This is a genomic window from Streptodolium elevatio (assembly GCF_053592165.1).
This window is the reverse complement of record NZ_JBSFVE010000001.1, coordinates 480,656-504,580: the sequence shown is the minus strand read 5'-3', so window position 1 is coordinate 504,580 and position 23,925 is coordinate 480,656. Positions and strand designations below refer to the sequence as shown.

Annotated in this window: 16 protein-coding genes and 1 riboswitch; of the genes, 9 read left to right on the top strand and 7 right to left on the bottom strand. The window is 71.6% G+C overall.

The genetic code is table 11. From position 1 onward, the window contains the following. The first annotated feature begins 240 nt into the window (after positions 1-240). A complete protein-coding gene (gene guaA / locus ACWD12_RS02165; RefSeq protein ID WP_450097949.1) occupies positions 241-1,830 on the top strand; it encodes a glutamine-hydrolyzing GMP synthase in 1,590 nt (529 codons plus the stop codon). A gap of 70 nt (positions 1,831-1,900) precedes the next feature. On the opposite strand, the gene ACWD12_RS02160 is transcribed toward guaA, so the two are convergent. Beyond that, positions 1,901-2,506: a Uma2 family endonuclease gene (locus ACWD12_RS02160; RefSeq protein ID WP_450097948.1), complete on the bottom strand. Its 606-nt coding sequence runs from the start codon at positions 2,504-2,506 to the stop codon at positions 1,901-1,903. Between the two features lie 119 nt (positions 2,507-2,625). Between ACWD12_RS02160 and ACWD12_RS02155 the strand changes: the two genes are divergently transcribed. Continuing rightward, positions 2,626-3,135, top strand: coding sequence for a DUF1990 family protein (locus ACWD12_RS02155; RefSeq protein ID WP_450097947.1), 510 nt, complete (start codon positions 2,626-2,628; stop codon positions 3,133-3,135). 21 nt (positions 3,136-3,156) lie between these two features. Here ACWD12_RS02155 and ACWD12_RS02150 read toward each other — a convergent pair whose 3' ends face one another. Next, positions 3,157-4,347 carry an ROK family transcriptional regulator gene (locus tag ACWD12_RS02150; protein ID WP_450097946.1) on the bottom strand — a complete coding sequence of 397 codons (1,191 nt, stop codon included), beginning with the start codon at positions 4,345-4,347 and terminating at the stop codon, positions 3,157-3,159. 86 nt (positions 4,348-4,433) lie between these two features. Here ACWD12_RS02150 and ACWD12_RS02145 point away from each other — a divergent pair, with 86 nt between their 5' ends. Both ACWD12_RS02145 and ACWD12_RS02140 read left to right on the top strand, forming a co-directional pair. Next, positions 4,434-5,633 carry an MFS transporter gene (locus tag ACWD12_RS02145; RefSeq protein WP_450097945.1) on the top strand — a complete coding sequence of 400 codons (1,200 nt, stop codon included), beginning with the start codon at positions 4,434-4,436 and terminating at the stop codon, positions 5,631-5,633. Between the two features lie 209 nt (positions 5,634-5,842). Beyond that, positions 5,843-7,966, top strand: a complete 2,124-nt coding sequence (locus ACWD12_RS02140) for a hypothetical protein (protein ID WP_450097944.1) — start codon at positions 5,843-5,845, stop codon at positions 7,964-7,966. Between the two features lie 203 nt (positions 7,967-8,169). Here the strand turns inward: ACWD12_RS02140 and icmF are convergent, their stop codons facing one another. Continuing rightward, positions 8,170-11,388, bottom strand: coding sequence for a fused isobutyryl-CoA mutase/GTPase IcmF (gene icmF, locus ACWD12_RS02135; protein WP_450097943.1), 3,219 nt, complete (start codon positions 11,386-11,388; stop codon positions 8,170-8,172). A gap of 174 nt (positions 11,389-11,562) precedes the next feature. Here icmF and ACWD12_RS02130 point away from each other — a divergent pair, with 174 nt between their 5' ends. Then, on the top strand, positions 11,563-12,864 hold the full coding sequence (locus ACWD12_RS02130; protein WP_450097942.1) for a hypothetical protein: 1,302 nt from the start codon (positions 11,563-11,565) through the stop codon (positions 12,862-12,864). 140 nt (positions 12,865-13,004) lie between these two features. On the opposite strand, the gene ACWD12_RS02125 is transcribed toward ACWD12_RS02130, so the two are convergent. Continuing rightward, positions 13,005-13,745, bottom strand: a complete 741-nt coding sequence (locus tag ACWD12_RS02125) for a hypothetical protein (protein WP_450097941.1) — start codon at positions 13,743-13,745, stop codon at positions 13,005-13,007. Then, on the bottom strand, positions 13,732-14,988 hold the full coding sequence (locus tag ACWD12_RS02120; protein WP_450097940.1) for a PspC domain-containing protein: 1,257 nt from the start codon (positions 14,986-14,988) through the stop codon (positions 13,732-13,734). The genes ACWD12_RS02125 and ACWD12_RS02120 overlap by 14 nt, the downstream gene beginning before the upstream one ends. A gap of 210 nt (positions 14,989-15,198) precedes the next feature. Here ACWD12_RS02120 and ACWD12_RS02115 point away from each other — a divergent pair, with 210 nt between their 5' ends. Both ACWD12_RS02115 and ACWD12_RS02110 read left to right on the top strand, forming a co-directional pair. After that, positions 15,199-16,476 carry an ATP-binding protein gene (locus ACWD12_RS02115; protein WP_358356620.1) on the top strand — a complete coding sequence of 426 codons (1,278 nt, stop codon included), beginning with the start codon at positions 15,199-15,201 and terminating at the stop codon, positions 16,474-16,476. Between the two features lie 170 nt (positions 16,477-16,646). Beyond that, the gene (locus tag ACWD12_RS02110; RefSeq protein ID WP_450098197.1) at positions 16,647-17,246 is read left to right on the top strand and encodes a LuxR C-terminal-related transcriptional regulator; all 600 of its coding nucleotides are present in this window, start codon (positions 16,647-16,649) and stop codon (positions 17,244-17,246) included. 118 nt (positions 17,247-17,364) lie between these two features. On the opposite strand, the gene ACWD12_RS02105 is transcribed toward ACWD12_RS02110, so the two are convergent. Then, on the bottom strand, positions 17,365-18,447 hold the full coding sequence (locus tag ACWD12_RS02105) for a C40 family peptidase (RefSeq protein WP_358356622.1): 1,083 nt from the start codon (positions 18,445-18,447) through the stop codon (positions 17,365-17,367). 8 nt (positions 18,448-18,455) lie between these two features. Further along, a riboswitch (cyclic di-AMP (ydaO/yuaA leader) is annotated at positions 18,456-18,592 on the bottom strand. 226 nt (positions 18,593-18,818) lie between these two features. Between ACWD12_RS02105 and ACWD12_RS02100 the strand changes: the two genes are divergently transcribed. Together ACWD12_RS02100 and pcrA are read left to right on the top strand one after the other, a co-directional pair. Beyond that, positions 18,819-19,172 (top strand): hypothetical protein, encoded by a 354-nt coding sequence (locus tag ACWD12_RS02100; protein ID WP_450097939.1) that lies wholly within the window; start codon positions 18,819-18,821, stop codon positions 19,170-19,172. Between the two features lie 65 nt (positions 19,173-19,237). Then, entirely contained in the window at positions 19,238-21,715 is a 2,478-nt protein-coding gene (gene pcrA / locus ACWD12_RS02095; RefSeq protein WP_450097938.1) for a DNA helicase PcrA, read from the top strand. Positions 21,716-21,913: 198 nt separating this feature from the next. Here pcrA and ACWD12_RS02090 read toward each other — a convergent pair whose 3' ends face one another. Continuing rightward, positions 21,914-23,797 (bottom strand): peptidoglycan DD-metalloendopeptidase family protein, encoded by a 1,884-nt coding sequence (locus tag ACWD12_RS02090; RefSeq protein ID WP_450097937.1) that lies wholly within the window; start codon positions 23,795-23,797, stop codon positions 21,914-21,916. Between the last annotated feature and the right edge of the window lie 128 nt (positions 23,798-23,925).

Genomic DNA, 23,925 nt, shown 5'->3' with positions numbered 1-23,925 from the left:
GCAGCAGCGATGGCGCCGGGGTCCCCGGAGCCATAGGTAAAGACGTCTGCCGTCCTGAACATGTCCGCCAGTATGCCGAGTCTCCGACGACCACGCGGGCGCTTTCCGTATGTCGAGATGTGCGTTCCGCTTCGCGGGCATCCGGCGCCCGCCGCGGACGCCGTCCCCGGTGCCCCGGCGGACCGGCGGTCGCGGGCCCGTAGAATCGAGGCAACCCCCGCACTCCTCGGAAGGCCCTCCGTGACCTCGACCAGTCCGGACGCGACCGGTACCGAAACCGTTCTCGTCGTCGACTTCGGTGCCCAGTACGCGCAACTGATCGCCCGACGGGTTCGTGAGGCCCGCGTCTACAGCGAGATCGTCCCGCACACCATGCCGGCCGACGAGATCCTGGCGAAGAAGCCGTCCGCGATCATCCTCTCCGGCGGCCCGTCGTCGGTGTACGCGGACGGCGCCCCCGGCGTCGACGCCGCGCTGTTCGAGGCCGGCGTCCCGGTCTTCGGCATCTGCTACGGCTTCCAGGCGATGGCCCGCGCACTCGGCGGCAACGTCGCCAAGACCGGCCTCGCCGAGTTCGGCGCGACCGACCTCAAGGTCACCGACACCGGCTCGACGCTGTTCGAGGGCCAGCCGATCGCCCAGTCGGTGTGGATGTCGCACGGCGACTCGGTCGACCGTGCCCCCGAGGGCTTCGCGGTCACCGCCACCACCGACGGCGCCCCGGTCGCCGCGTTCGAGGACGACGACCGCAAGCTGTACGGCGTCCAGTACCACCCCGAGGTCCTGCACTCGAAGCACGGCCAGCGGCTCCTGGAGCGCTTCCTGCACGCCGGCGCGGGCCTGCGGGCCGACTGGACGATGGCCAACGTCATCGACGAGCAGGTCGCGGACATCCGCGAGCGGGTCGGCGACAAGCACGTCATCTGCGGGCTGTCCGGCGGCGTCGACTCCGCGGTCGCCGCGGCGCTCGTCCAGAAGGCCGTCGGCGACAAGCTGACCTGCGTCTTCGTCGACCACGGCCTGCTGCGCAAGGGCGAGGCCGAGCAGGTCGAGCGCGACTACGTCGCCTCGACGGGCGTGTCCCTCAAGGTCGTCGACGCCCAGGAGCGCTTCCTCAACGCCCTTGCGGGGGTCACCGACCCCGAGGAGAAGCGCAAGATCATCGGCCGCGAGTTCATCCGCGTCTTCGAACAGGCCGCCGCCGAGGTCGTCGCCGAGGCCGACGCGCACGGCGAGCAGGTCGAGTTCCTCGTGCAGGGCACCCTCTACCCGGACGTCGTCGAGTCCGGCGGCGGCACCGGCACCGCCAACATCAAGTCGCACCACAACGTCGGCGGCCTGCCCGAGGACCTGCAGTTCCAGCTCATCGAGCCGCTGCGCAAGCTGTTCAAGGACGAGGTGCGCGCGGTCGGCGAGGAACTGGGCCTGCCCTCCGAGATCGTCTGGCGCCAGCCCTTCCCCGGCCCCGGCCTGGGCATCCGCATCATCGGCGAGGTGACCGCCGACCGCCTCGAAACGCTGCGCGAGGCCGACGCCATCGCCCGCGAGGAACTCTCCCGCGCGGGGCTCGACCGCGAGATCTGGCAGTGCCCCGTGGTCCTGCTGGCAGATGTACGCTCCGTCGGCGTGCAGGGCGACGGCCGCACCTACGGCCACCCGATCGTGCTGCGCCCGGTCTCCTCCGAGGACGCCATGACCGCCGACTGGTCGCGTCTCCCGTACGACCTGCTCGCCCGCATCTCCAACCGCATCACCAACGAGGTCCGCGAGGTCAACCGCGTGGCCCTCGACGTCACGAGCAAGCCCCCGGGCACCATCGAGTGGGAGTGACCCGGTAGCAGCCCGCACGAGTGCCCGGTGATTCCTCGAACCACCGGGCACACGCGTACGAACGCCGGGGTCAGTACCAGCCCTTGGTGTCGAGCACGGGGTAAGGCCCGGGAAGAGTGACTTCGTCACCGAAGGCGAAGATCTGCTTGGCGGTGTATCCGGGGTCGACGACGTCGCCCGTGGGCTCGGTGAACAGGATCGTGACCCGGTCCCGGCGGTCCACGAGAAGGTAACTCGGGATGCCCATGCGGCCGTACGCCCTGACCTTGGCCACGGTGTCCGCCGTGCGGTTGCCGCTGGTGACTTCCACCACGAGATCCAATGCGGCGCACGAAACCCAACCGGAGTGCCGGTCGGAAGCCTTGAGCTCGGCGGCGGTGAACGGACGCGTAGCGACCGCCACGTCCGGGATCACGTGATCGCCCTTCTCCTCGTCGCCGCACAACACGGTATTGCAGTGGCCGAAGCACATGTTCGCTTCATAGGCGACTCCCGCGGTGCGGAAGTGCCAGTTGAACTCCCTCGTGATCACGTTCGCGATGACATTGTGCGGCCCCCCGGCCGGCGGTGACACGGTGATTTCCCCCTCGACGAACTCGACTCGCCAACCGTCTGGTGCGCGGATGCCATCGAGGAGCTCGGGGATGTTCACACTGCGTTCGACCATGACGGTCATATGCCCTCCTCCGTCGCGACGAACGCCATCAGACTACGACTGCCGTGGCGTGCGCCGAGGAACTTGTCTGCATCACCCGTTTGACCTAGTGGGTCATGGCGGGGCGGCAGGATGGGTTCATGACTGCTGCCACGTTGACGTACTCCGAGGTCGGGGCGACTCTTGCCGACGAGATGCCGGCCGGGTATCACCATGTCGAGCGGCGGGTGCGGGTCGGGCGCGGGGATGCGGACTTCGCCGCGCTCGCCGAGGGCGTCATGCGCTGGGAGATCCAGCGCGGGGCGGGGCTCACGGTGCGGGCGGGGGCCGATCGGGCCGCGGTGGGTGTGGACATCACCTGTGGGGCCCGGGTGGGACCGGTGCGGGTTCCGGTGCCGTGCCGGGTGGTTGCCGTGCTGGACGAGCCGGACCGCAAGGGCTTCGCGTACGGGACGCTCCCGGGGCACCCGGAGCGCGGTGAGGAGGCGTTCTGGGCGGAGAAGGCCGCGGACGGTGAAGTCTGGTTCGTCGTACGCGCGTTCAGCCGCCCGGGCACGTGGTGGTCCAAGCTCGGTGCGCCGTTCGCGCGGCTGATGCAGAAGCAGGTGACGAACCGCTACATGCGCGCCGGGCAGCGGTTGGTGGCGTGAGGGGGTAGCGGGCGCGGCGCGTCAGGTCCCGGAGGGGAACAGGGCGTCCTGGGCGGCCTGTTGGGCGGCCAGGAGGGCGCCGCTGAGGATCGCGGCGCCGCCGAGGGTGCTGGCGCGGACCTCGGTGCGGACGGGGGAGAGCGGGGCCAGGCGGTCCTGGACCCGGGCGGCGAGGTCGGGACCGCCCGCGTGGCCGGTTTCGCCGCCGAGGACGATGCAGCCGGGGTCGAGGACGGCGGCGACGGAGGCCGCGCCGAGGGCGAGGCGGGTGGCGAGGGCGTCGAGGAAGGCGTCGGCGCCGGGTGTGCCTGCCGCGACGGCCGCACGTACGAGCGCGGCGGCCGGGGGCTCGTGGAGGTCGGCGCCTTCGGGTACGGACAGGCCGTGCTCGGCGCCCAGTTCCATGATCGCGGGGCTGCCGCACAGTGAGTGGAACCCGCCGTCGCAGGACCCGGCGGACGGCAGGCCGTTGGTGCCGGGCACCGGCAGGAAGCCCAGTTCGCCCGCGCCGCCCGAGGCGCCGCGCCGGACGCTGCCGTCCAGCACGACCGCCGCGCCGATGCCGAGGCTGAGCCACACCAGGACGAACGTGTCGTGGTCGCGCGCCGCGCCGTAGCGGCGCTCGGCGGTGGCCGCGAGGTTGGTCTCGTTCGCCACGAGGACCGTGGCCGGCAGGCGCTCCTGGAGGGCTACGACGAGGCGGCGGTGCCACGCGGGGAGGCCGGAGGAGTCGCGGAGTTCGCCGGTCGTGGGGTCGACGAGGCCGGGCGCGCCCACGCCGACGCTGTGCAGGCGGGTGGCCCCGGCCTCGCGGGCGGTGCGTTCGACCAGTCCGACGGCCTGCCCGACGGCGTTCTCGATGCCGCCCGCCGCGTCGATGGGGGCGGCGGCCTCGGCCAGGGTGGTGCCCAGCAGGTCGGCGACCACGACGGCGACGCTGTTCATGCGTACGTCGACCGCCGCGAGGTGGGCCTGGTCGGCGACGATCCCGTACACGCGGGCGTTGGGGCCGCGCCGCTCGGCGCCGGCCTCGCCGACGACGTGGATCAGGCCCGAGCCCTGGAGGCGTTCCACCAGGTCGGCGACGGTCGGCCGGGACAGGCCGGTGAGAGTCTTGAGCTGGCCCGCGGTGAGCGGGCCCTCGTGCTGGAGCAGCCGCAGGGCGAGCCGGTCGTTGAGGGCCCGGGCGGTGCTGGGTGAGGCGGGCGGCATGACGTGGATCCTTCCAGATATTTCTATCAGGCAGGGTTCCTGATAGTTTAACGCAGGAGTCCTGGGTCAGGGAGAAAGGGAACGCCATGAGCCTCGTGTCGGCCGACACCGAGACCGACCGGCAGAGCCTCCGGCGGGCCCGATACGCGGTCGCGGCGGTGTTCTGTGTGCACGGCGCAGTCACCGGCAACTTCGCGACCCGCGTTCCCTGGATCCAGGACCACGCCTCGGTCGGCGCCGGCCAACTCGGCCTGGCGCTGGCCTTCCCGGCCATCGGCGCCGCGATAGCAATGCCGATGGCCGGGGCCATCACCCACCGCTTCGGCGCCCGCAAGGCGATGCGCGGACTGCTCGCCCTGTGGACGCTGGCACTGACCCTGCCCGCGCTCGCCCCCAACGTGTACACCCTGTGCGCGGTCCTGTTCGTCTACGGCTGCACCGCGGGCATGTCCGACGTCGCCATGAACGCGATCGGCGTCGAGACCGAGAGCCGCCTCGGCCGGTCGATCATGTCGAGCCTGCACGGCATGTGGAGCGTCGGCCTGCTCATCGGCTCGGGCGTCGGCACCATCGCCGCGCACCTCGACGTCGACGCCCGCGCGCAGTTCACCGTCGCGGCGGTCGTCCTCACCGCAATCGGCCTCGTGGTCTCCCGCTGGGTACTGAACGTCGAGGCCGCCCCCGACGAACACCCCCCGCCGCACTTCGCGCTGCCGCCCAAATCGGCGTGGCTCATCGGCGCGGTCGGCTTCTGCGCGGTCTTCGCCGAGGGCGCAAGCCTCGACTGGTCGGCGGTCTACCTGGAGGACGAACTCGACACCTCCGCGGGCCTCGCCGCCGCGTCCACCACCGCCTTCGCCCTCACCATGGCGGTGGCCAGGCTGGCCGGCGACGCCGTCGTCAACCGGTTCGGCGCGGTACGCACGGTCCGCTCCGGCGGCGTCCTCGCCACCTTCGGCGGCCTGATGGTGGTCTTCGCCCCGCACCCCGCGCTCGCGATGGCCGGCTTCGGGTGCATGGGCCTCGGCATCGCCGTCGTCGTCCCGCTGGCCTTCGCCGCGGCCGGGCACAGCGGCGGGCCCAACACCAGCCAGGCCATCGCCGGCGTCGCCACCGTCACCTACACCTCGGGCCTGATCGCCCCGTCCGCGATAGGCGCGGTGGCCGACGCGACGTCGCTGGTGGTGTCGTTCGGCCTCGTCACCCTGCTCGCCTTCGGCCTGATCGCCGGTGCGAACGTCCTGCGGTCCGCCTCCCGCCCGGTCGCCGAGACCCCGAAGGCCTGACGCCGCGCGGAAGACCGGACGCCGCGCGCCGGTCCGCTGTCCAAAACGCGCGGCTTCGCGGCCTGTTCACTTTCCCGGAACACCCGTGTGCCAGCCTGACCCCGCCATCGCATCGGCGACGTGTAGCCGGCGAATAGCCGACGACTACCTGGGGACCGGCTGTTGTGAGAATCCGTGGCTCTGTTCTCCTCTCCGCCAAGCGTAATCTCGTGCTCGGGTCGGGTCTCGTCCTCGCCATGTGCGCGGGCGCGACGGTCTATGTGCAAACCCAAGGCACCGCGAACGCGGCGCCTGACACCGTCCTTTCGGTCGACTTCACCAAAGTGGTCGGCCAGGCTCCCGCCGGCAACTTCGGGGTGACGTTCTCGACGTTCGCCGTGGACGGCGGTCCGGTCGTGAAGAACCCGGGCGACATCGCCGCACTGCGCGGTCTGGGCGTCGGCGGCATCCGCGTCCACCTGGCGCCGAACGACCGGGGCGAGATCGTCTCCGGCGCCGGCGGCGGCGACCGCGGCATCACCGGGCACGAGTGGCTGTCCGCGATCGAAGCCATCGGCGCGGAGCCCACGGTCGTGGTCAACGCCGACCGTGCGGACGCGCTCGCGGTGCTCGGGTACCTCAACCAGTACGGCCACCACGTCAAGCGGTTCGTCATCGGCAACGAGATGGACGAGAACAGCAAGTCGAAGATGACCGCCGAGCAGTACACCGCGGCATTCCGGACGATCGCCGCGCAGATGCGGGCGAGGACACCGGGGCTGGAGATCGGCGGTCCGGCCACCGCGTACTTCGACGAGGGCCTGCTGCGGGTCTTCGTCGACGGCGCGGTCCACCAGGCTCCCCCGCAGGAGCGTGCCAGCTTCGTCGACTTCCACGCGTACGGCGCGGGCAACGGCGAGAACGCGACCGTCGCCTCCTCGATCCGCTACACGGAACAACTCGACAAACTCCGCACGATGCTCGGTGACGCCCCCGGAGTCGGCCTCCAGATCGGCGAGTTCAACATGAACTGGGGCGACGAGTCGCAGCACAACACGCACTTCGCCAGCCTCTGGGTGGCGAACGCGTTCGGCAGCATCGTGACGCGTGGAGCGACCGCGATGCTGTACGCCGACAAGAACGACGCCATGGGCCTGCTCGGCCCCAACGGCACTCCCAAGGCGAGCTACGTCGGCATGGAGATGTTCACCGGAAGCCCCCTCGGCATCCGGCACTTCGGCCGCGACGTCGTCGAAGCCACCAGCAGCAACCCGGACGTCCGGGTCTACGCGTCCAACCACGACACCAACATCGTGGTCGTCAACACCGGTACGGAGGGCACCGCGCGCATCGAACTCGCGGGCGCGCTGCGCGGATCCGTCGACGTGTGGCAGAGCTCCGGCGCCCTGACCGACGTCAACCGCCCCACCAAGCGCGGCAGCGTCAACATCGCCGACGGCGGCATCGGCGCCTTCCTGCCGGGCATGTCCATCACCACCTTCGTGGTGAACGGCCTGGTCACCGGCACCCCGGGCACCGACCCGTCGGCCGCGCCCACGGACAACCCCACGTCCCCCTCGCCCGCACCCTCCGCACCGGCCGCTTCAACGCCCCCGCCCGGTACGCCCACCACCCCGACCCCGACCGCGCCCGGCGCCACCGGCCCGTCCGCACCGCCCGCTCCGGGCGCCCCGCCGACCGCCGGCACCCCGGCGCCCGGGCAGCAGCCCGCCCCGAACCCGCCGCCGGGCGGCCAACAGCGCCTGCAACTCCCCGACATCGGCGACCCGCGCTGGCGTACGCAGGGCTCCGCGACGGCCGCGACCGGCACCGCCGTACTCACCCGCGCCGACCAGCAGTTCGCCGCCGGGTCCCTGTACTACGACGGCTCGGTGCCGTCCGCCGCGCTCCAGGTGTCGTTCGACGCGGCCATCGGCGGCGGCAAGGGCGGCGACGGTATGACCCTCGCCTTCCTCGACCCCGCTACCGGCGCCCGCGTCGGCGAAATAGGCGGCGGCCTCGGCTACAGCGGACTGACCGGCCCCGCGGTCGTGTTCGACACCTTCGACAACACCACGCACAAATCGGCGGACCGGGTCGGCTACGCGACCTCGGCCCAAGGGACCACGATGCGGTACGCCGCCTCCACGACCTCCGTACCGTCCCTGCGCGCCACCCACCACTACGAGGTCGCGGTGGCCGCCGGCGTACTGACCGTGCGCATCGACGGCACCGAAGTCCTCCGGACCCCGGTCACCCTCCCCACCCGCGTCGTCCCCGCCTTCACCGCCGCCACCGGCGAGACCACCGACCAACACCGCGTCTCCACGGTAAAGATCACCCACACCCCCTGACCCGAGCCTCCACAAAATGGAGTGGCGGGGTCTCCGACCGGGACCCCGCCATTCCGACAAACCGCGCGTCTTACCAGGAGGCTGTGTCCAACTCGGGGTACGGCTCCGGCAGCACCAATGACGTCGGTATCAGACTACGCCGGGGAGTCTCGACGGGACGGAACGTTCGACGTTCACCGGTCGGCCCGGTGCGGCTGTGGGGGTCAGACGTTGCGGCGGTAGGCGCCGCCTACTTCGAAGAAGGCTTCGGTGATCTGTTGGAGGGTGCAGACGCGGGATGCGCCCATCAGGACTTCGAAGACGTTCTCGTTGTGGGTGGCCGCGTGCTTGAGGGCGGCGAGGGCGGCGTCCGCGTCGGAGCGGTGCCGGGTGCGGAAGTCGCGGACGCGGGTGAGCTGCGACTCCTTCTCGGCCTCGGTGGCGCGGGCGAGGGCGACGGGGGCGGGCGGGGCGTCGTCGGCGTGCGGGGCGCGGAAGGTGTTGACGCCGACGATGGGGAGGGTGCCGTCGTGCTTGCGCTGCTCGTACAGCATGGACTCGTCCTGGATGCGGCCGCGCTGGTAGCCGGTCTCCATCGCGCCCAGCACGCCGCCGCGTTCGCTGATGCGGTCGAACTCGGTGAGGACCGCCTCCTCGACCAGGTCGGTGAGTTCGTCGATGATGTACGAGCCCTGCAGCGGGTTCTCGTTCATCGCGAGGCCCCACTCGCGGTTGATGATCAGCTGGATCGCGAGGGCGCGGCGGACCGACTCCTCGGTGGGCGTGGTGACCGCCTCGTCGAAGGCGTTGGTGTGCAGGCTGTTGCAGTTGTCGTAGATGGCGATGAGCGCCTGCAGGGTCGTGCGGATGTCGTTGAAGTCCATTTCCTGCGCGTGCAGTGAGCGGCCCGAGGTCTGCACGTGGTACTTCAGCTTCTGGCTGCGCTCGTTCGCGTCGTAGCGGTCGCGCATGGCCACCGCCCAGATGCGGCGGGCGACGCGGCCGAGGACCGAGTACTCCGGGTCCATGCCGTTGCTGAAGAAGAAGGAGAGGTTCGGCGCGAAATCGTCGACGTCCATGCCGCGGGCGAGGTACGACTCGACGTACGTGAAGCCGTTCGCGAGGGTGAACGCGAGCTGGCTGATGGGGTTCGCACCGGCTTCGGCGATGTGGTAGCCGGAGATCGAGACCGAGTAGAAGTTGCGGACGCGGTTGCGGATGAACCACTCCTGGATGTCCGCCATCATGCGCAGGCTGAACTCCGTGGAGAACAGGCAGGTGTTCTGGCCCTGGTCCTCCTTGAGGATGTCGGCCTGCACGGTGCCGCGTACGGTTGCCAGCGCCTTCGCCCGGATGTCGGCGGCCTCGGCCTCGGACGGCTCGCGGCCCTCGGCGTCCCGGAACTTGGCGAGTTCGGCGTCGACGACGGTGTTGAGGAAGAACGCCAGGATCGTCGGCGCCGGTCCGTTGATGGTCATCGAGACGGACGTCGAGGGCGCGGTGAGGTCGAAGCCGTCGTACAGCGCCTTCATGTCGTCGAGCGTCGCGACGGAGACGCCCGAGGTGCCGACCTTGCCGTAGATGTCCGGGCGTTCGTCGGGGTCGCGGCCGTACAGGGTGACCGAGTCGAAGGCCGTGGACAGCCGCGTGGCCTCGCCGTCGTGGGACAGCAGCTTGAAGCGGCGGTTGGTGCGGAACGGGTCGCCCTCGCCCGCGAACATCCGCGCCGGGTCCTCGCCGTCCCGCTTGAAGGGGAACACCCCCGCGGTGAACGGGAAGTGGCCCGGCAGGTTCTCCTCGCGCAGGAAGCGCAGCAGTTCGCCGTGGTCGGTGACGCGCGGCAGCGCGACGCGCCGGATGCGGTTGCCGGACAACGACTCGCGGGTCAGGGCGGTATGGATCTCGCGGTCCCGGACCCGCACCACCTGCTCGTCGCCCGAGTACGCCTCGACCGTCGCCGGCCAGGCCGCCAGCAGCTCCCGGGAGTCCGCCGTCACGGCCGCCTCCGCGTCGGCGTGCAGCGCGTCCACCGACTCGACGGGGTCCGGGAGTTCGTCGCGGACCAGGGCGACGCGCTGGAGGCGGGCCGCGGCCGCCGACTGGGTACGCGTCTCCGCGTGGTAGCCGCGTACCGTCTCGGCGACCTCGGCCAGGTAGCGGGTGCGCGAGGCCGGGACGATGTGCGCCGCACCGGTGGAGGTACGCACCGAAACCGGCGTCAGCGCGCCCGGTTCCAGCGGCAGACCCTGTTCGGCGAGGCGTTCCGCGAGGTGCTGGTACAGCGCCGTCACGCCGTCGTCGTTGAACGTCGCGGCGCTGGTGCCGAACACCGGCATGTCCTCAGGCCGGGAGCCGAACGCCTCGCGGTTGCGCACGAGTTGCCGCGACACGTCGCGCAGCGCGTCCTCCGCGCCGCGGCGTTCGAACTTGTTGATCGCGACGACGTCGGCGAAGTCCAGCATGTCGATCTTCTCGAGCTGGGAGGCGGCGCCGAACTCGGGGGTCATGACGTAGAGCGAGGTGTCGGCGTACTGCGTGACCGCCGCGTCGCCCTGCCCGATGCCCGGCGTCTCCAGGATCACCAGGTCGTAGCCGGCCGCCTTGCACACGTCGAGGAACTGCTCGATGCGCTCGGGGAGTTCACGGCCCGCGGCGCGCGTCGCGACGGACCGGAAGAACACCCGCTCGCCGTCGAGCGCGTTCATCCGGATGCGGTCGCCGAGCAGTGCGCCGCCGCCGCGCCGCCGGGTCGGGTCCACCGCGAGCACCGCGACGCGCAGCTTGTCCTGCTGGTCGGTGCGCAGGCGCCGGACGAGTTCGTCGGTGAGCGACGACTTGCCCGATCCGCCGGTGCCGGTGATGCCGAGGACCGGTACGCGCCGGTCGGCGGCCGCCGCGCGCACCGCCGCGAGGTCCGCGTCGCCCAGCCCGCGGTTCTCCACGACCGTCAGCGTGCGGGCCAGCGCGCCCCGGTCGCCGGCGAGGAGCGCGTCGAGGGCGGCGGGCCGCTCTGCGAGGTCGACGTCGCAGGCCTCGATCAGCGTGTTGATCATCCCGGCGAGGCCCAGGCGCTGGCCGTCCTCGGGGGAGAAGACCGTGACGCCCGACCGGGCCAGGCGGGAGATCTCCTCGGGGATGATGACGCCGCCACCGCCGCCGAACACCCGCACGTGGTCGGCGCCGCGTTCGCGCAGGGACTCGACCAGGTACTCGAAGTACTCGACGTGGCCGCCCTGGTACGAGCTGACCGCGACGCCCTGGGCGTCCTCCTCCAGGGCCGCGTCGACGACCTCGCTCACCGACCTGTTGTGGCCGAGGTGCACCACCTCGGCGCCCTGCGACTGGAGGATCCGCCGCATGATGTTGATGGCCGCGTCGTGCCCGTCGAACAGGGCGGACGCGGTCACGAACCGCACGGGACGGGTCGGGACGTACAGGGCCACGGAAGCCTCCGACAACGCATGGGCGACGCACGGACAGATGCCTGGCCCCCAAGATACTAGGAAGTCCTACTATTGCCCAGGTTAAGCACAGTGGGGTCCGGGTGAACCGCGGGGTGGCTGCCGGGGAAATCCCGTACCCCACCGGCACCATCGGCACCTCCCGCATGCGGCAGAATGCCGCTGGCAGGTGCGATCACCGGACTCGGCGCGCCGCCGCTCCCAGGGGAGGGTTTCTCGATGGCGCACGGCGTCAGCGTGCACGGGCCGGACTGCCATTGCGTGGTCCGCGAGGAGTACCGGCGGGCCCACGAGGGCTTCGCCGAGGCACGGCGCGCGCTCGCCCGCCGCGAGGGGGTGCCGTCCGTCGTGGCGCCCTCCGATCCCGCCACCCGGCAGTGGATAGACGACGAACTCCGCGCGCGCTCGCAGGAGTTGGCGGTGAAGCGGCGGGCACACGGCCGCGCCGCGCTGCGGTTGCTTGGCACTCGCACGATCGCGTTCCTGTGGGGCGCCGTGGTGGTGCTCCTGGTCGTCGAGGCGCTCACCGCGATCGGCACCGGGTGGACGGTCACGCGTACCGCCGCCCTGGCCGCGGCCGTGGTGTCGACCGCGGTCCTGACCGGCGTCGCGTACTGGGCCCGTACGGGGGCCGGCCTCTACGCGCCGGTGCGGGGGGTCGACGGCCGCCTGTCCACGTCAAAGGCCGTCGCCGGGCTGTGGGCCGTAGCCCTCGCCTACACGTTCGCCTTCTTCGCGGTACGCCTGGCCGCGGCCTCCGACAGCGACGACCGCTCGGACCTGCTGGACAGCCTCGGCTCGGTGTCCGCCGACCAGATCGCGCTGTTCGCGGCGCCGCTGTTCGCCGCGGTCCTGGTACGCCGCGTCGTCGGCGACAAGGTCAACCGCCGCGTCCTGCAGAAGCCGCACTCCGACCGCGGACGCCTGCGGGACCTGGCGACCGACGACGCGGGCCGCAGCTCGCTCACCGACGCGCAGTACGTGCTGGTCAACCTCGTCGCCGTCGGCTTCGTGGTGGTCGGCCTGGCCCGCGATCCGGGCGCCCTGCCCGACATCCCGGCGACGCTCGTCGCCCTCGCGATGGTCTCGGTCGCGGTCTACGTCGTCGCCAAGCTGGTCGAGAACAACCGCCCGGTGATCCTCTCGGTCGTGCGCGTGCACGTGCCGGGGAACCTGGACACGGCGGTGCGGCAGGGCGACGACATCGAGATCCGGGGCACCAACCTGGTCGGCGCCGGCGCCCAAGAGCCCGACCAACTCGCCCGCGTGGTCGTACGGTTCGGCGCGGTGCACGTGTACGCGCCGCTCGTTCCGACGGAGACGGGGTTCGCCAACCCGTGCGACGCGGTGCTCGTCGTGCCGATCCCGGTGGACGTCGACCCCGGGCGGGTCGAACTGTGCGTCGTGACGGCGTCGGGCGTCGAGTCGAACCCGTACGAGATCGAAATCGCGGACTGACCCGAGGAACACCCAGGAACACGCGCTGGAAACCCCTGGAACGCCCTGGGCCGCGCTGGAACACCGGCAACGCCGAGATCCGCGGACCGGCCCCGACGAGAGGCCGAACCGCGGATCCCGACCGCGTTCTCGGGGCCTGATCAGCCCGCTTTGGTGAGGTCCACCGCGGACGCCTCGGCGTCCGCGGTCACGGCCCGCCGCCTGCGGCGTCCGGTGAGCATCGCCCAGACCGCGCCGACGAAGCCGGACGCGCCGACCGCGATCACCGCGAGCGCGAGCATCAGGCCGGGCCGGGCGTCCACCGCGTCGCCCGCGTCCAGCATGTACATCACGGCGATGGCCATGAAGATGGCGCCGGCGACCATGGCCATCGGGTCGAACCCGTGCCGGCGGGCGATGTCGCCCCGAGGGGAACGGGCAGAAGAGCCAAAGGACTTCGGCGCGGACTCGGACGCGGCGAAGAAGGGTGCGGTGCTCCCGCTCACGCCGCTCGTGCCCCTCGTGCCGCTCACGCCGGGGTCGCGCGGCAGCAGTCCCGGCCGCCAGTCGGGGTCTTCCACGGGTACGTGCGAGGTGGCGGGAGGTTCGGTCGCTGCGGACTGCTCGATGCCGAGCACCTTGGTCTCCTCCGAGTCGCGTTCCGGTGTGTCGTCGGGCGAGTCCACCGGCGGGTCGCCGTCGGCGTTCTCGGGCGTGCTCTCGTACGCGGTCTCGTGCGTGCTGTCGTCTGCGCTCGCGTACGTGCCCTCGCTGGTGTCCGCGCCCGTGCCCTCGTGCGTGTCTTCCGGGGTGGCGCCTGTGCTCGGTTCGCCGAGCGCCGCCTCGCGGGGCTCCGGCTCACGCGGTTCCGGCCCGCGCGGTTCCGGCTCACGGGGCTCCATAGAACACCTCCACGTTTCCGACGCCGACTCCCAGGTCGAGCGCGATCGTGCCGCGCGGCGGGCCGCCGTTCTCGGGCGGGAGGACCGCGTCGCGGTCCGGCCGGTAGCCGCTGCTGCTGCCGTTCGGAAGGTCGATGTTGCCGAGGTCGACGTCTGCCTCGATGATCACGCGCACGTCGTCGGGCAGGTAGATCTGCATGTTCCCGGCGCCCACGGTCGCCACCACGCGGACCGGTTCGGCCGGGTCGCGCCCGGTCAGGTCGAGCTCGGTGAGGTCGAGCCGCATCTCGCCGAACTTCATGCGGTACGGCGAACTCGCCGAGACCGTCTCCGCCGTCGCCGGGGTGATGGTCCGTTCCCCGCTGGGCCCGACGAACGGCACCGTGACCGCCGCGACCGCGCTCAGCAGCACCGCGACCGCGAAGGACGGCAGGATCAACCACCGGCCGCCGCCGAAGAAGGTGCCGACCAGCATGCCGCCCGCGAGGATCGCGAGGACCACCGCCAGGGCCGCCTGCACCGAGATGTCGGCCGACGTCCCGGTGTCCAGCCACCACATGACCCCGCCCGCGACCGCGGCGAGCGACACCGTCGCCACCGCGATGTACGAGCGCGGCCTGCGCGGCTTCGGCTCCTGCGAAGGCGCCGGTCTGTCCGGGGACTTGCCGGTCGGCGCCCGCCACCACTTGGCGGGCCCGGGCGCCAGCGGCGGCCCGGGGGCCTGCGGCGCGTCGGCGACGGGAGGCGCCGCCGGCGGTACGCCCGCCGGGGGTGCGGTGGCCGCGGTCTCGACACCCGCGGCCTTCAGGTTGCGCCGGGTGCTCTGCTGGGCGACGTACAGGATGATCGCGGCCACGATCAGCAGCGGCACCGCCCCGTCGAAGCCGTTGTCGATGTAGCTGAAGAAGACGCCGACGCCGATGCCGGTGAGCGCGATCGCCGGGATCGCGGCACCGATGCCGCGGCCGTTGAGCACCTCGCGTGCCAGGGGCGCCGTTTGGCCGTCGGCCGGCATCAGCAGCCAGCCCAGGCCGTACAGCAGCACACCGAGGCCGCCGAACAGGGCGAGCACCACGAACACCACCCGGAAGATCACCGGGTCGACGCCGAAGTGCCGGCCGAGACCGCCGCACACACCCGAGACCACGCGGTCGTGCGGAGGGCGGTGCAGCGGCGGATTCCCGCCGTCGCCCGTTTCGGCCCGCGGCGTGGTCCCGGTCGGGTGGGGGCTCGTCCCGCTCATGCCGGCACCTCGCTTGGCTCGGCGTCCGCATTCGCGGAACGCATTCCCCTGTTGATTCGGTCGTCCCGCTCGCTCATGCCTCCATCGTGCTGGCCTTGCGCGTGCGCGCCTATCAGGAGGGGCCCGGGTCGTACCCCGAGGTGACCCTGAGGGCGAATCAGGGTCGCACCCTGATGCGTCGCCGAGCCCGTGCGTGTGACGATCGGTCGTGTGACCTCAGCACCTCCTCCCGCCTCCCACGCGCAGACCTATCTGGGTTTCGAGCCCACGGTCGGCCGGTCGGCCCCCACGCTGTACCGCGACTCCTCGCGACGCATCGTCGCGGGCGTGGCGCGCGGACTGTCCCGGCACCTCGCGGTGGACGTGGTGTGGATCCGTGTCGGGTTCGTGGTGCTGACCCTCGGCGGCGGTCTCGGCATGGTGCTGTACGGCCTGCTGTGGCTCAACGTGCCCGAGGGCGGCGCGGAGGTACGCCAGGAACCGGCCGACGCCCGCGAGCGCAAGTCGCGCCACGCCGCCCTCGCCATCGTCACGGCGCTGCTGGCCTTCGCCCTCGTCATGGCGGTCGCCGGGGACGCCGGCTACCGGGGCGCGTGGGTGTGGCCGCTGCTGGTCGCATCGGCCGGCGTGGCCCTGGTGTGGCGGCAGGCCGACGACGCGCAGCGCACCCGCTGGCTGTCGCTCGACGGGCGCAGCCGTACCGCCGGGATCGTGCGTACGGCCATCGGGCTCGTGGTCTTCGCGATCGGCATCGGCTTCTTCGTCGCCTACCGCGGCGGCCTGGGCGACGCGTTCGCGGCGCTGCGGGGCGCGGCGCTGCTGCTGTTCGGGCTGCTGGTGATCTTCGGGCCGTTCCTGCTCCGCCAGACGCGCGACCTGGGGGCGGAGCGCAGGGCACGCATCCGCGCGCAGGAGCGGGCGGAGGTGGCGGCCCATGTGCACGACTCCGTGCTGCACACGCTGACGTTGATTCAGCGGCACGTCGACGACCCGCGCGAGGTCGCCAAGCTCGCCCGCGCGCAGGAGCGCGAACTGCGCGCGTGGCTGTACCGGCCGGAGGGCGAGGAGCCCGACCGTACGTTCGCCGCCGCGCTGCGCCAGGAGGCCGCCGAGGTCGAGGACATGCACGGAGCCACCATCGAGATCGTGTCGGTCGGCGACTGCCCGGTGGACGAGCGCCTCGCCGCGCAACTGGCCGCCGCGCGCGAGGCGATGGTGAACGCCGCCAAGTACGCCTCGGGCGCGCCGGTCCAGGTGTTCGCGGAGGTCGAGGACACGATGGTGACGGTCTTCGTACGCGACAGCGGGCCCGGCTTCGACCCCGGTGCGCTGCCCGAGGACCGGCTCGGTGTGCGAGAGTCGATCCTCGGGCGCATGCGCCGCAACGGCGGTACCGCGGTGATCCGCAGCGAGCCCGGCGAAGGCACCGAGGTCGAGCTCGAGATGGCGCGCGGCGAGGCGGCGTCGAGGAACAGGAGCACCAAGTGAGCACCCAGGGCCCGCAGGACACCCCGCACACCCCCCGGCGAAGCACGCCGCAGAACCCGCCGCAGAACGCGCCGCACGACGCGCCGCAGGATCCCCGGCAGGACGCCGAGCGCGCGGCGGCGGACGCGCCGGAACCGCGCGTGCGCGTCGTACTGGTCGACGACCACCGCATGTTCCGCACCGGCGTGCGCGCCGAGATCGGCGAGGCCGTCGAGGTCGTCGGCGAGGCCGAGGACGTCGCGTCGGCGGTCTCGGTCGTCCACGCGACGATGCCCGAGGTCGTGCTGCTCGACGTGCACCTGCCCGGCGGGGGAGGCGTCGAGGTGCTGAAGCAGTGCGCCGGCCTGCAAGGCAGGGTGCGGTTCCTGGCGCTGTCGGTGTCGGATGCGGCCGAGGACGTCATCGGGGTCATCCGGGGCGGCGCCCGCGGCTATGTCACGAAGTCCATCACCGGCGACGAACTCGTACGCGCCGTGGGCCGGGTGGCCGAGGGCGACGCGGTGTTCTCGCCGCGCCTGGCCGGCTTCGTGCTGGACGCGTTCTCGGCGACCGACGTACCGCCGATCGACGAGGACCTGGACCGGCTGACGCAGCGCGAGCGCGAGGTGCTGCGGCTGATCGCGCGCGGCTACGCGTACAAGGAGATCGCGCGGCGGCTGGTGATCTCGGTCAAGACGGTCGAGACGCATGTGTCGGCGGTGCTGCGGAAGTTGCAGTTGTCCAACCGGCACGAGCTGACCCGCTGGGCGACCGACCGCCGCCTGGTCTGACCGCGCGGCTGCCCGTCGGCAGGCCCGGGCGCAGGACTGGGCGGCAGGACCCGAAACGACGCGGGCCCCTGATTCCGGAGCACCGGAATCGGGGGCCTGCGGTACGTGGTGCGGCGGGTCAGCCCACGCGGCGCGCGGAGTGGAACGGCATCTCGGTGATCGGGGCGACCTTGATGACGGATCCCGGACGAGGGGCGTGCACCATCTTGCCGTCGCCGATGTACATCCCGACGTGGCTGATGTCGGAGTAGAAGAAGATCAGGTCGCCCGGCTGGAGCTGGGACTTGGACACCGGGCTGCCGACCTTGACCTGGTCCCAGGTGGTACGCGGCAGCTTGACGTTCGCCTTCGCCCACGCGGCCTGCATGAGGCCGGAGCAGTCGAACGAGCTCGGCCCCGCCTTGCCCCAGCCGTACGGCTTGCCGCGCTGGTCCATCGCGAAGTCGACGGCGACCGCGGCGCGCCCGGAGGCCGGGACGTTCGGCAGCGGCTCTTCGGCCTCGGGCTTGTCGCGCCCGGCGCGGTCGTCGGTGCGCTCTTCGTCGGCGTGGTCGTTGGACTCCAGGACGGCCTGGCGCTCGGCCTCGGTGAGGGTGTTGAGCAGCGCCTGGGCCTTGTTGAGCTTCTCCTGGATCTCGTTCTTCTTGCCGTTGAGGTCCTTGCGCAGCGCGTCGAGGTCGGCGAGCTGCTGGGAGGCCTCGGCGCGGTCCTGCTGGAGCATGCGCGCCTGCGCGGCGATCTGTTCGAGGCGGGTGGCCTGCTGGCTGTCGATCTGGTCCAGCATCTGGGCCTTTTGGAGGTACATCGCGGGGTCGCCGCTCAGCGCGAGCTGGAGCTCGGGCGGCATGCCCCCGTTGCGGTACTCCTCGGCGGCTATGACACCGATCTGCTCGCGCAGCTGGTTCATCGCGGCCTGCTCCTCGGCGACGCGGGTCTGCGTCGCGTTGGACTCCTTCTGCAGCACCTCGACCTGCTCCTGGACGCCGTTGAAGACGTCCGTCGCCTTGGCGACCTCGCGGTGCAGCTGGTTGACCTGCTCCTGCACCTGCGCGGAGGTGGGCGCCGGGTCGGCGCTCGAGGTGCCGGCGAACGCCACGACACCGGTCATGGTCACGGCGGCGGTGGCGAGCGTGGCGGCACCCCTCGGGGCGCTGCGCGGCTTTATCCGGCGGTGCTGCGCGGGACGGCGATGAGACGCCACGAAAGCGTCACTCCTTCCTCGGCCGCCTACCGGGTTAGCTGACAGGCTCGGGCGGAAGAAGACGCCCTACGACTCCGGACTGGCGGGCCCGGACCCGATTCGCCTCGATGGGAACCTGGGTCCCCGGCTCCGGCTCGTGCTCCTCGGCCGTGGGGGCGGCCTCGGTACGTCGCCGGACTCGGCGGTGGCGGCCGTGCACTCCTGGTGGAGCACGGGGGTACGGCCGCCTGGCCGAGAACATTAGTCACAGGAGTGTCACGACCCCCAGCTTTCCGGGCCGCATTGCCAAGTCTTTACCTTGAGGGCCGTTTCATTGTCCGCTTTGTGATTTTTGTAGTCTCGGAGCGCCATCCCACCGTGAGGAGCGTTTCGTGGACGTCGTCCGACAACTTCTGCTCGTCCTGCACATCATCGGGATCGGGTCCCTGCTCGGCGGCTTCCTCACCCAGATGAAGGGGATGAAGACCGGAGACGTCCGCATCAACCCGGCCATGACGCACGGCGCCCTCACGATGCTCGTCACCGGCATCGCGCTGGTCGGCGTCCGGCAGGCCGACGACCTCGACGTCGACAACACCAAGATCAGCGTCAAGCTCGCCATCCTCATCGGGATCCTGCTCATGGTGTGGACGAACCGCGCGAAGGAGCGCGTCGACGTGCAGCTCTTCGGCGCCGTCGGCCTGCTCACCGTCGCCAACATCGTCATCGCCGTCATGTGGACCTGAGTTCGCCCCGGGCCGAGGCGGGCGGGCACCGGAACACCGCCCGCGGCTCGTAGACTCGGCAGACGATGAGCAAACTCTTCGACGACATGCCGCTGCCGGGGTTCGACGCCGAGATCCCGCCGCCCGCCGCCGAGCCGCTGCCGGACGACGCCCCGCCGCCGCCCGAGTACGACCCGGCTCCCGACGACCTGTTCGACGGCGACTACGCCCCGCCGACCGAGCCGTACGAGGGCCACTACCGCAACGGCGCCCGCAAGCCGGTGATCGATCCCGCGCGCCTGCTCGACGGCATGAACCCGCAACAGCGCGCCGCGGTCGTCCACGAGGGCTCCCCGCTGCTCATCGTCGCGGGCGCCGGCTCCGGCAAGACCCGCGTGCTGACCCACCGCATCGCGTACCTCCTGGGCGCGCGCGGCGTGCACCCCGGCGAGATCCTCGCGATCACCTTCACCAACAAGGCCGCGGGCGAGATGAAGGAACGCGTCGAGGCACTGGTCGGCCCGCGCGCCAAGGCCATGTGGGTCTCCACGTTCCACTCCTCGTGCGTGCGCATCCTGCGGCAGCAGTACAAGAAGCTCGGCCTCAGCTCGACCTTCTCCATCTACGACGCCGCCGACTCGCAGCGGCTCATGGCGATGGTGTGCCGCGACCTGGACCTCGACCCCAAGCAGCACCCCCCGCGCAAGTTCAACGCGCAGGTGTCGAACCTCAAGAACGAGCTCATCGACCCGGAGACCTACGCGTCCGGGACGCAGAACGACGCCGAGCGCAAGCTCGCCGAGGCGTACACGCTCTATCAGGCGCGCCTGCGGCAGGCCAACGCCCTCGACTTCGACGACCTCATCATGACCACGGTCAACCTGCTGCAGGCGTTCCCGGACGTCGCCGAGCACTACCGCCGCCGCTTCCGGCACGTCCTCGTCGACGAGTACCAGGACACCAACCACGCGCAGTACGTGCTGGTCCGCGAGCTCGTCGGCGGCGCCGCCGGGCACGGCCCCAAGCGCACCGTCGACGGCGACCTGGTCAACCCCGCCGAGGAGGGCCTGGCCGAGGTCCCGCCCGCCGAACTGTGCGTCGTGGGCGACGCCGACCAGTCCATCTACGCGTTCCGCGGTGCCACCATCCGCAACATCCTCGACTTCGAGTCGGACTACCCGAACGCCACGACGATCATGCTGGAGCAGAACTACCGCTCCACCCAGACGATCCTGACCGCCGCCAACGCGGTCATCGAGCGCAACAGCAACCGGCGCGCGAAGAACCTGTGGACCGACTCGGGGCAGGGCTCGACGATCACCGGCTACACGGCCGACGACGAGCACGCCGAGGCGCAGTTCATCGCCGACGAGATCGACCGGCTGACCGACACCGGCAAGATCACCCCCAGCCAGGTCGCGGTCTTCTACCGCACCAACGCGCAGTCGCGCGTGTTCGAAGAGGTCTTCATCCGCGTCGGACTGCCGTACAAGGTCGTCGGCGGCGTGCGCTTCTACGAGCGCAAGGAGGTCCGCGACGCGCTCGCGTACCTGCGGATACTCGCCAACCCCGACGACGTCGTCTCGCTGCGGCGCATCCTCAACGTGCCCAAGCGCGGCATCGGCGACCGCGCCGAGGCGTGCGTCGAGGTGCTGGCCGCGCGCGATCGCGTGCCGTTCGCGGACGCGCTGCGCCGGGCCCACGAGGCGCCGGGCATGGCGACCCGCTCGGCGAAGGCCGTCGCGGGCTTCGTGGCGCTGATCGACCGGCTCCGCACGGTCGTGGACGGCGGCGCCGGCCCCGCCACGGTCCTGGAGGCGGTACTCGAACAGACCGGCTACCTGGCCGAGTTGCAGGCGTCCACGGACCCGCAGGACGAGACGCGCATCGAGAACCTCCAGGAACTCGCGGCGGTCGCCCTGGAGTTCGAGCAGGCGCAACCCGAGGGCACGCTCGCGGACTTCCTGGAGCAGGTGGCCTTGGTGGCCGACTCCGACCAGATCCCGGACGACGATGGCGGCGTGGTCACGCTGATGACGCTGCACACCGCGAAGGGCCTGGAGTTCCCGGTCGTGTTCCTGACCGGCCTTGAGGACGGCGTGTTCCCGCACGTGCGGGCGCTCGGCAACACCAAGGAATTGGAGGAGGAGCGGCGCCTCGCGTACGTCGGGATCACCCGAGCCCGCGAACGGCTGTACGTGACGCTGGCGAAGATCCGCAGCGCGTGGGGGGCGCCCGCGTACAACCCGCCCTCCCGGTTCCTTCAGGAGCTGCCCGAGAAGCTGGTCGAGTGGCGCAACAGCGCGCCGTCGGCGGCCCAGGCGCTGTCCGCCACCCGGACCACCCGTTCGGCGCCCTTGGGGCGTCTCAGCGGGCCGAGCCGCATCACCGACCGCGAGGTCGTCGCGCTCAAGCCGGGCGACCGCGTCACGCACGACAAGTTCGGCCTCGGCACCGTCGTCGCGACGCAGGGCGAGGGCGACAAGGCGCAGGCCACCATCGACTTCGGCGCCACCGGCACCAAGCAACTCCTGCTGCGCTACGCCCCGGTGGAGAAGCTGTAGGGGCACGCGACCCGCACACGCGAAACGGGGCCCGGTGGCGATGTCACCGGGCCCCGCTACGTTGTCCGTTGTGTCGGCCGAACCCCTTGCTCCCTTGCCGCGACGAGTGATCGCGTCGGTATTGCATGGCGAGGAGAGGTGCCGACGGCGGTGCCGATCGGGGCGGTGCCGTGCGGCTGACCCCGACGTCCCCCGGGGTCAGCCCGTGGGGTCGAGGCCCTTGGCGCGCAGCCACGGTATGGGATTTATCGGGGCACCGCCGTTCGGGCGCACCTCCAAGTGGAGGTGCGGGCCGGTGCTGTTGCCGCTGTTGCCCGAGTACGCGATCACGTCACCGGCCTTGACCGGACCGGAGTTGACCTTCGCGCGCGTGAGGTGGCAGTACCACGTCTCGGTGCCGTCGGCGGCGGTCAGGATGACCATGTTCCCGTACGAGCGGTTCCACTCGGTGCGCACGACGCCGTCGGTGACCGCGCGGACCGGCGTACCGCGGTCCACCGGGAAGTCGATGCCGGTGTGCAGGTTCGACCAGCGGCCGCCCGCCTGGCCGAAGTAGGCGGACAGGCCGGGGGCGACGGGGAGGACGTACTTGGGGCGCAGCTGCTCGCGCTTCTTGCGCTCCTCCTCCTGCTGCCGGGCGATCTCCTCCTGGCGCTCCTGGAGCGCGACCCGGGCCTGCGCGCGGCTCGCCCGGTCGGCGAAGTCCGCGGCACTGTCCCGCAGATCGGTGAACTGCTGGTCGAGCGGCGAGGCGAGCGGGACGTCGGGGCCCGCGGCGACGGTGTCGTCGGCGACGGTGCCCTGCTTGTCCGCGGCCTGGATGCCGCCGGCCGCGGCGACCGCCATGGCGGTCGCGCCGAGCACGCCCAGCGACGCGCCCGCGACCCGGGCCATCGGGCGCGTGCGCCGGGTGGTCTTGCGGCGGGCGGCACGGCTGCCCGCGGCGGTGGCGGAGAGACCCGCGACGGCGGCCACGGCGGCGACATGGGGGTCGGGCTCGCCTTCCCCTTCGTCTTCGTCGTCCGTGTACGCGCCGTCGTAGTCGCCGGTGGGCTCGTCGCGGTATTCGTCCGTCGCATATTCGCCCGCGGCTGCGTACTCGTCCGCGCTGTACTCGTCCGCGGGGCGTGCGTCGGCGGGGCGTGCGGCGGCGGTGAATCCGCCGGTGGTGTAGGTCTCGGCGGCGAAGCCGTCGGCGTCCGGGTCCACGATGACGGTGGCGAACTCCTGCGTGGAGTCGTACGCGTCGGCCGTGTCGAATCCGCCGGCCGTGTCGAATCCGCCGGAGAACGCCTGGGTGGGTGCGCCCGAGGCGTTGCCGTTGTGCCACGGCTCGGCGTCGTCCCAGGCGGCGGCATAGCCGTCGTACGCCGGGGCGGGCTCCTGGACCTGCGTCGACGCGTCGTACCAGCCGCTCGCGCCGCCGTCGTTGCGCTGCGGGTCGGTGAAGGCGTCGGCGCCTAGACGGTTGTCACCCGCCCACATGTCGGCGGCGGGGGCCGAGGACCACGCCGCGCCGGTGTCGCCCGACCAGGCCGTCCCGGAGTCGTAGCCCGTCTGCTGCGGGATGACCGCCGTCTGGCCGTACGACGTGTCGTAGGACGTCTCGTAGGACGACGCGGCCGGGTAGGCGCCGCTGTCGTAGACGGGGTGGCCGCCGCTGTTGTCGACCGCGGCGTACGAGCCGGACGTGTCGTAAGACGCCACGGCTTCGTACGAGCCGGAACCGGAGCCGTCGTAGGCGGTGGTGCCGTACGCGGGGGTTCCGTAGGCCGAACTGTCGTAGGCGGTGGTGCCATAAGAAGGGGTGTCGGCCACGTAGGGGGACGCGGGCGCCGCCTCGTACGCCCCGCTGTCGTAGCCCGTCTGCGCGGCCGGATAGGCCGACTGCGTGTACGCCGACGTGTCGTAGCCACCCGTCTGCCACGCGCCCGAGTCGTACGCGGTGGCTCCGTAGGCGGAGTTCGCACCCGTGTCGTACGAGTCGTAGGCGGGGTAGGCAGCGTTTGCGCCGGTGCCGTAGCCCTCGTCCGCGACGCCCCGACCGTAGGGGTCGCCGTCCGGATAATGGCCGTCCGTCACCTGATTCGCCTTCGTCTCGGGGGCAGATACGGCCCTCCGCAAGCGTGCGGGGGCAAGCTCGACAGGTCCTTCCACAACGATTAAGGGGGGACTCTAGCCTTCCGAATGCGACCGGGACAATCCACCGC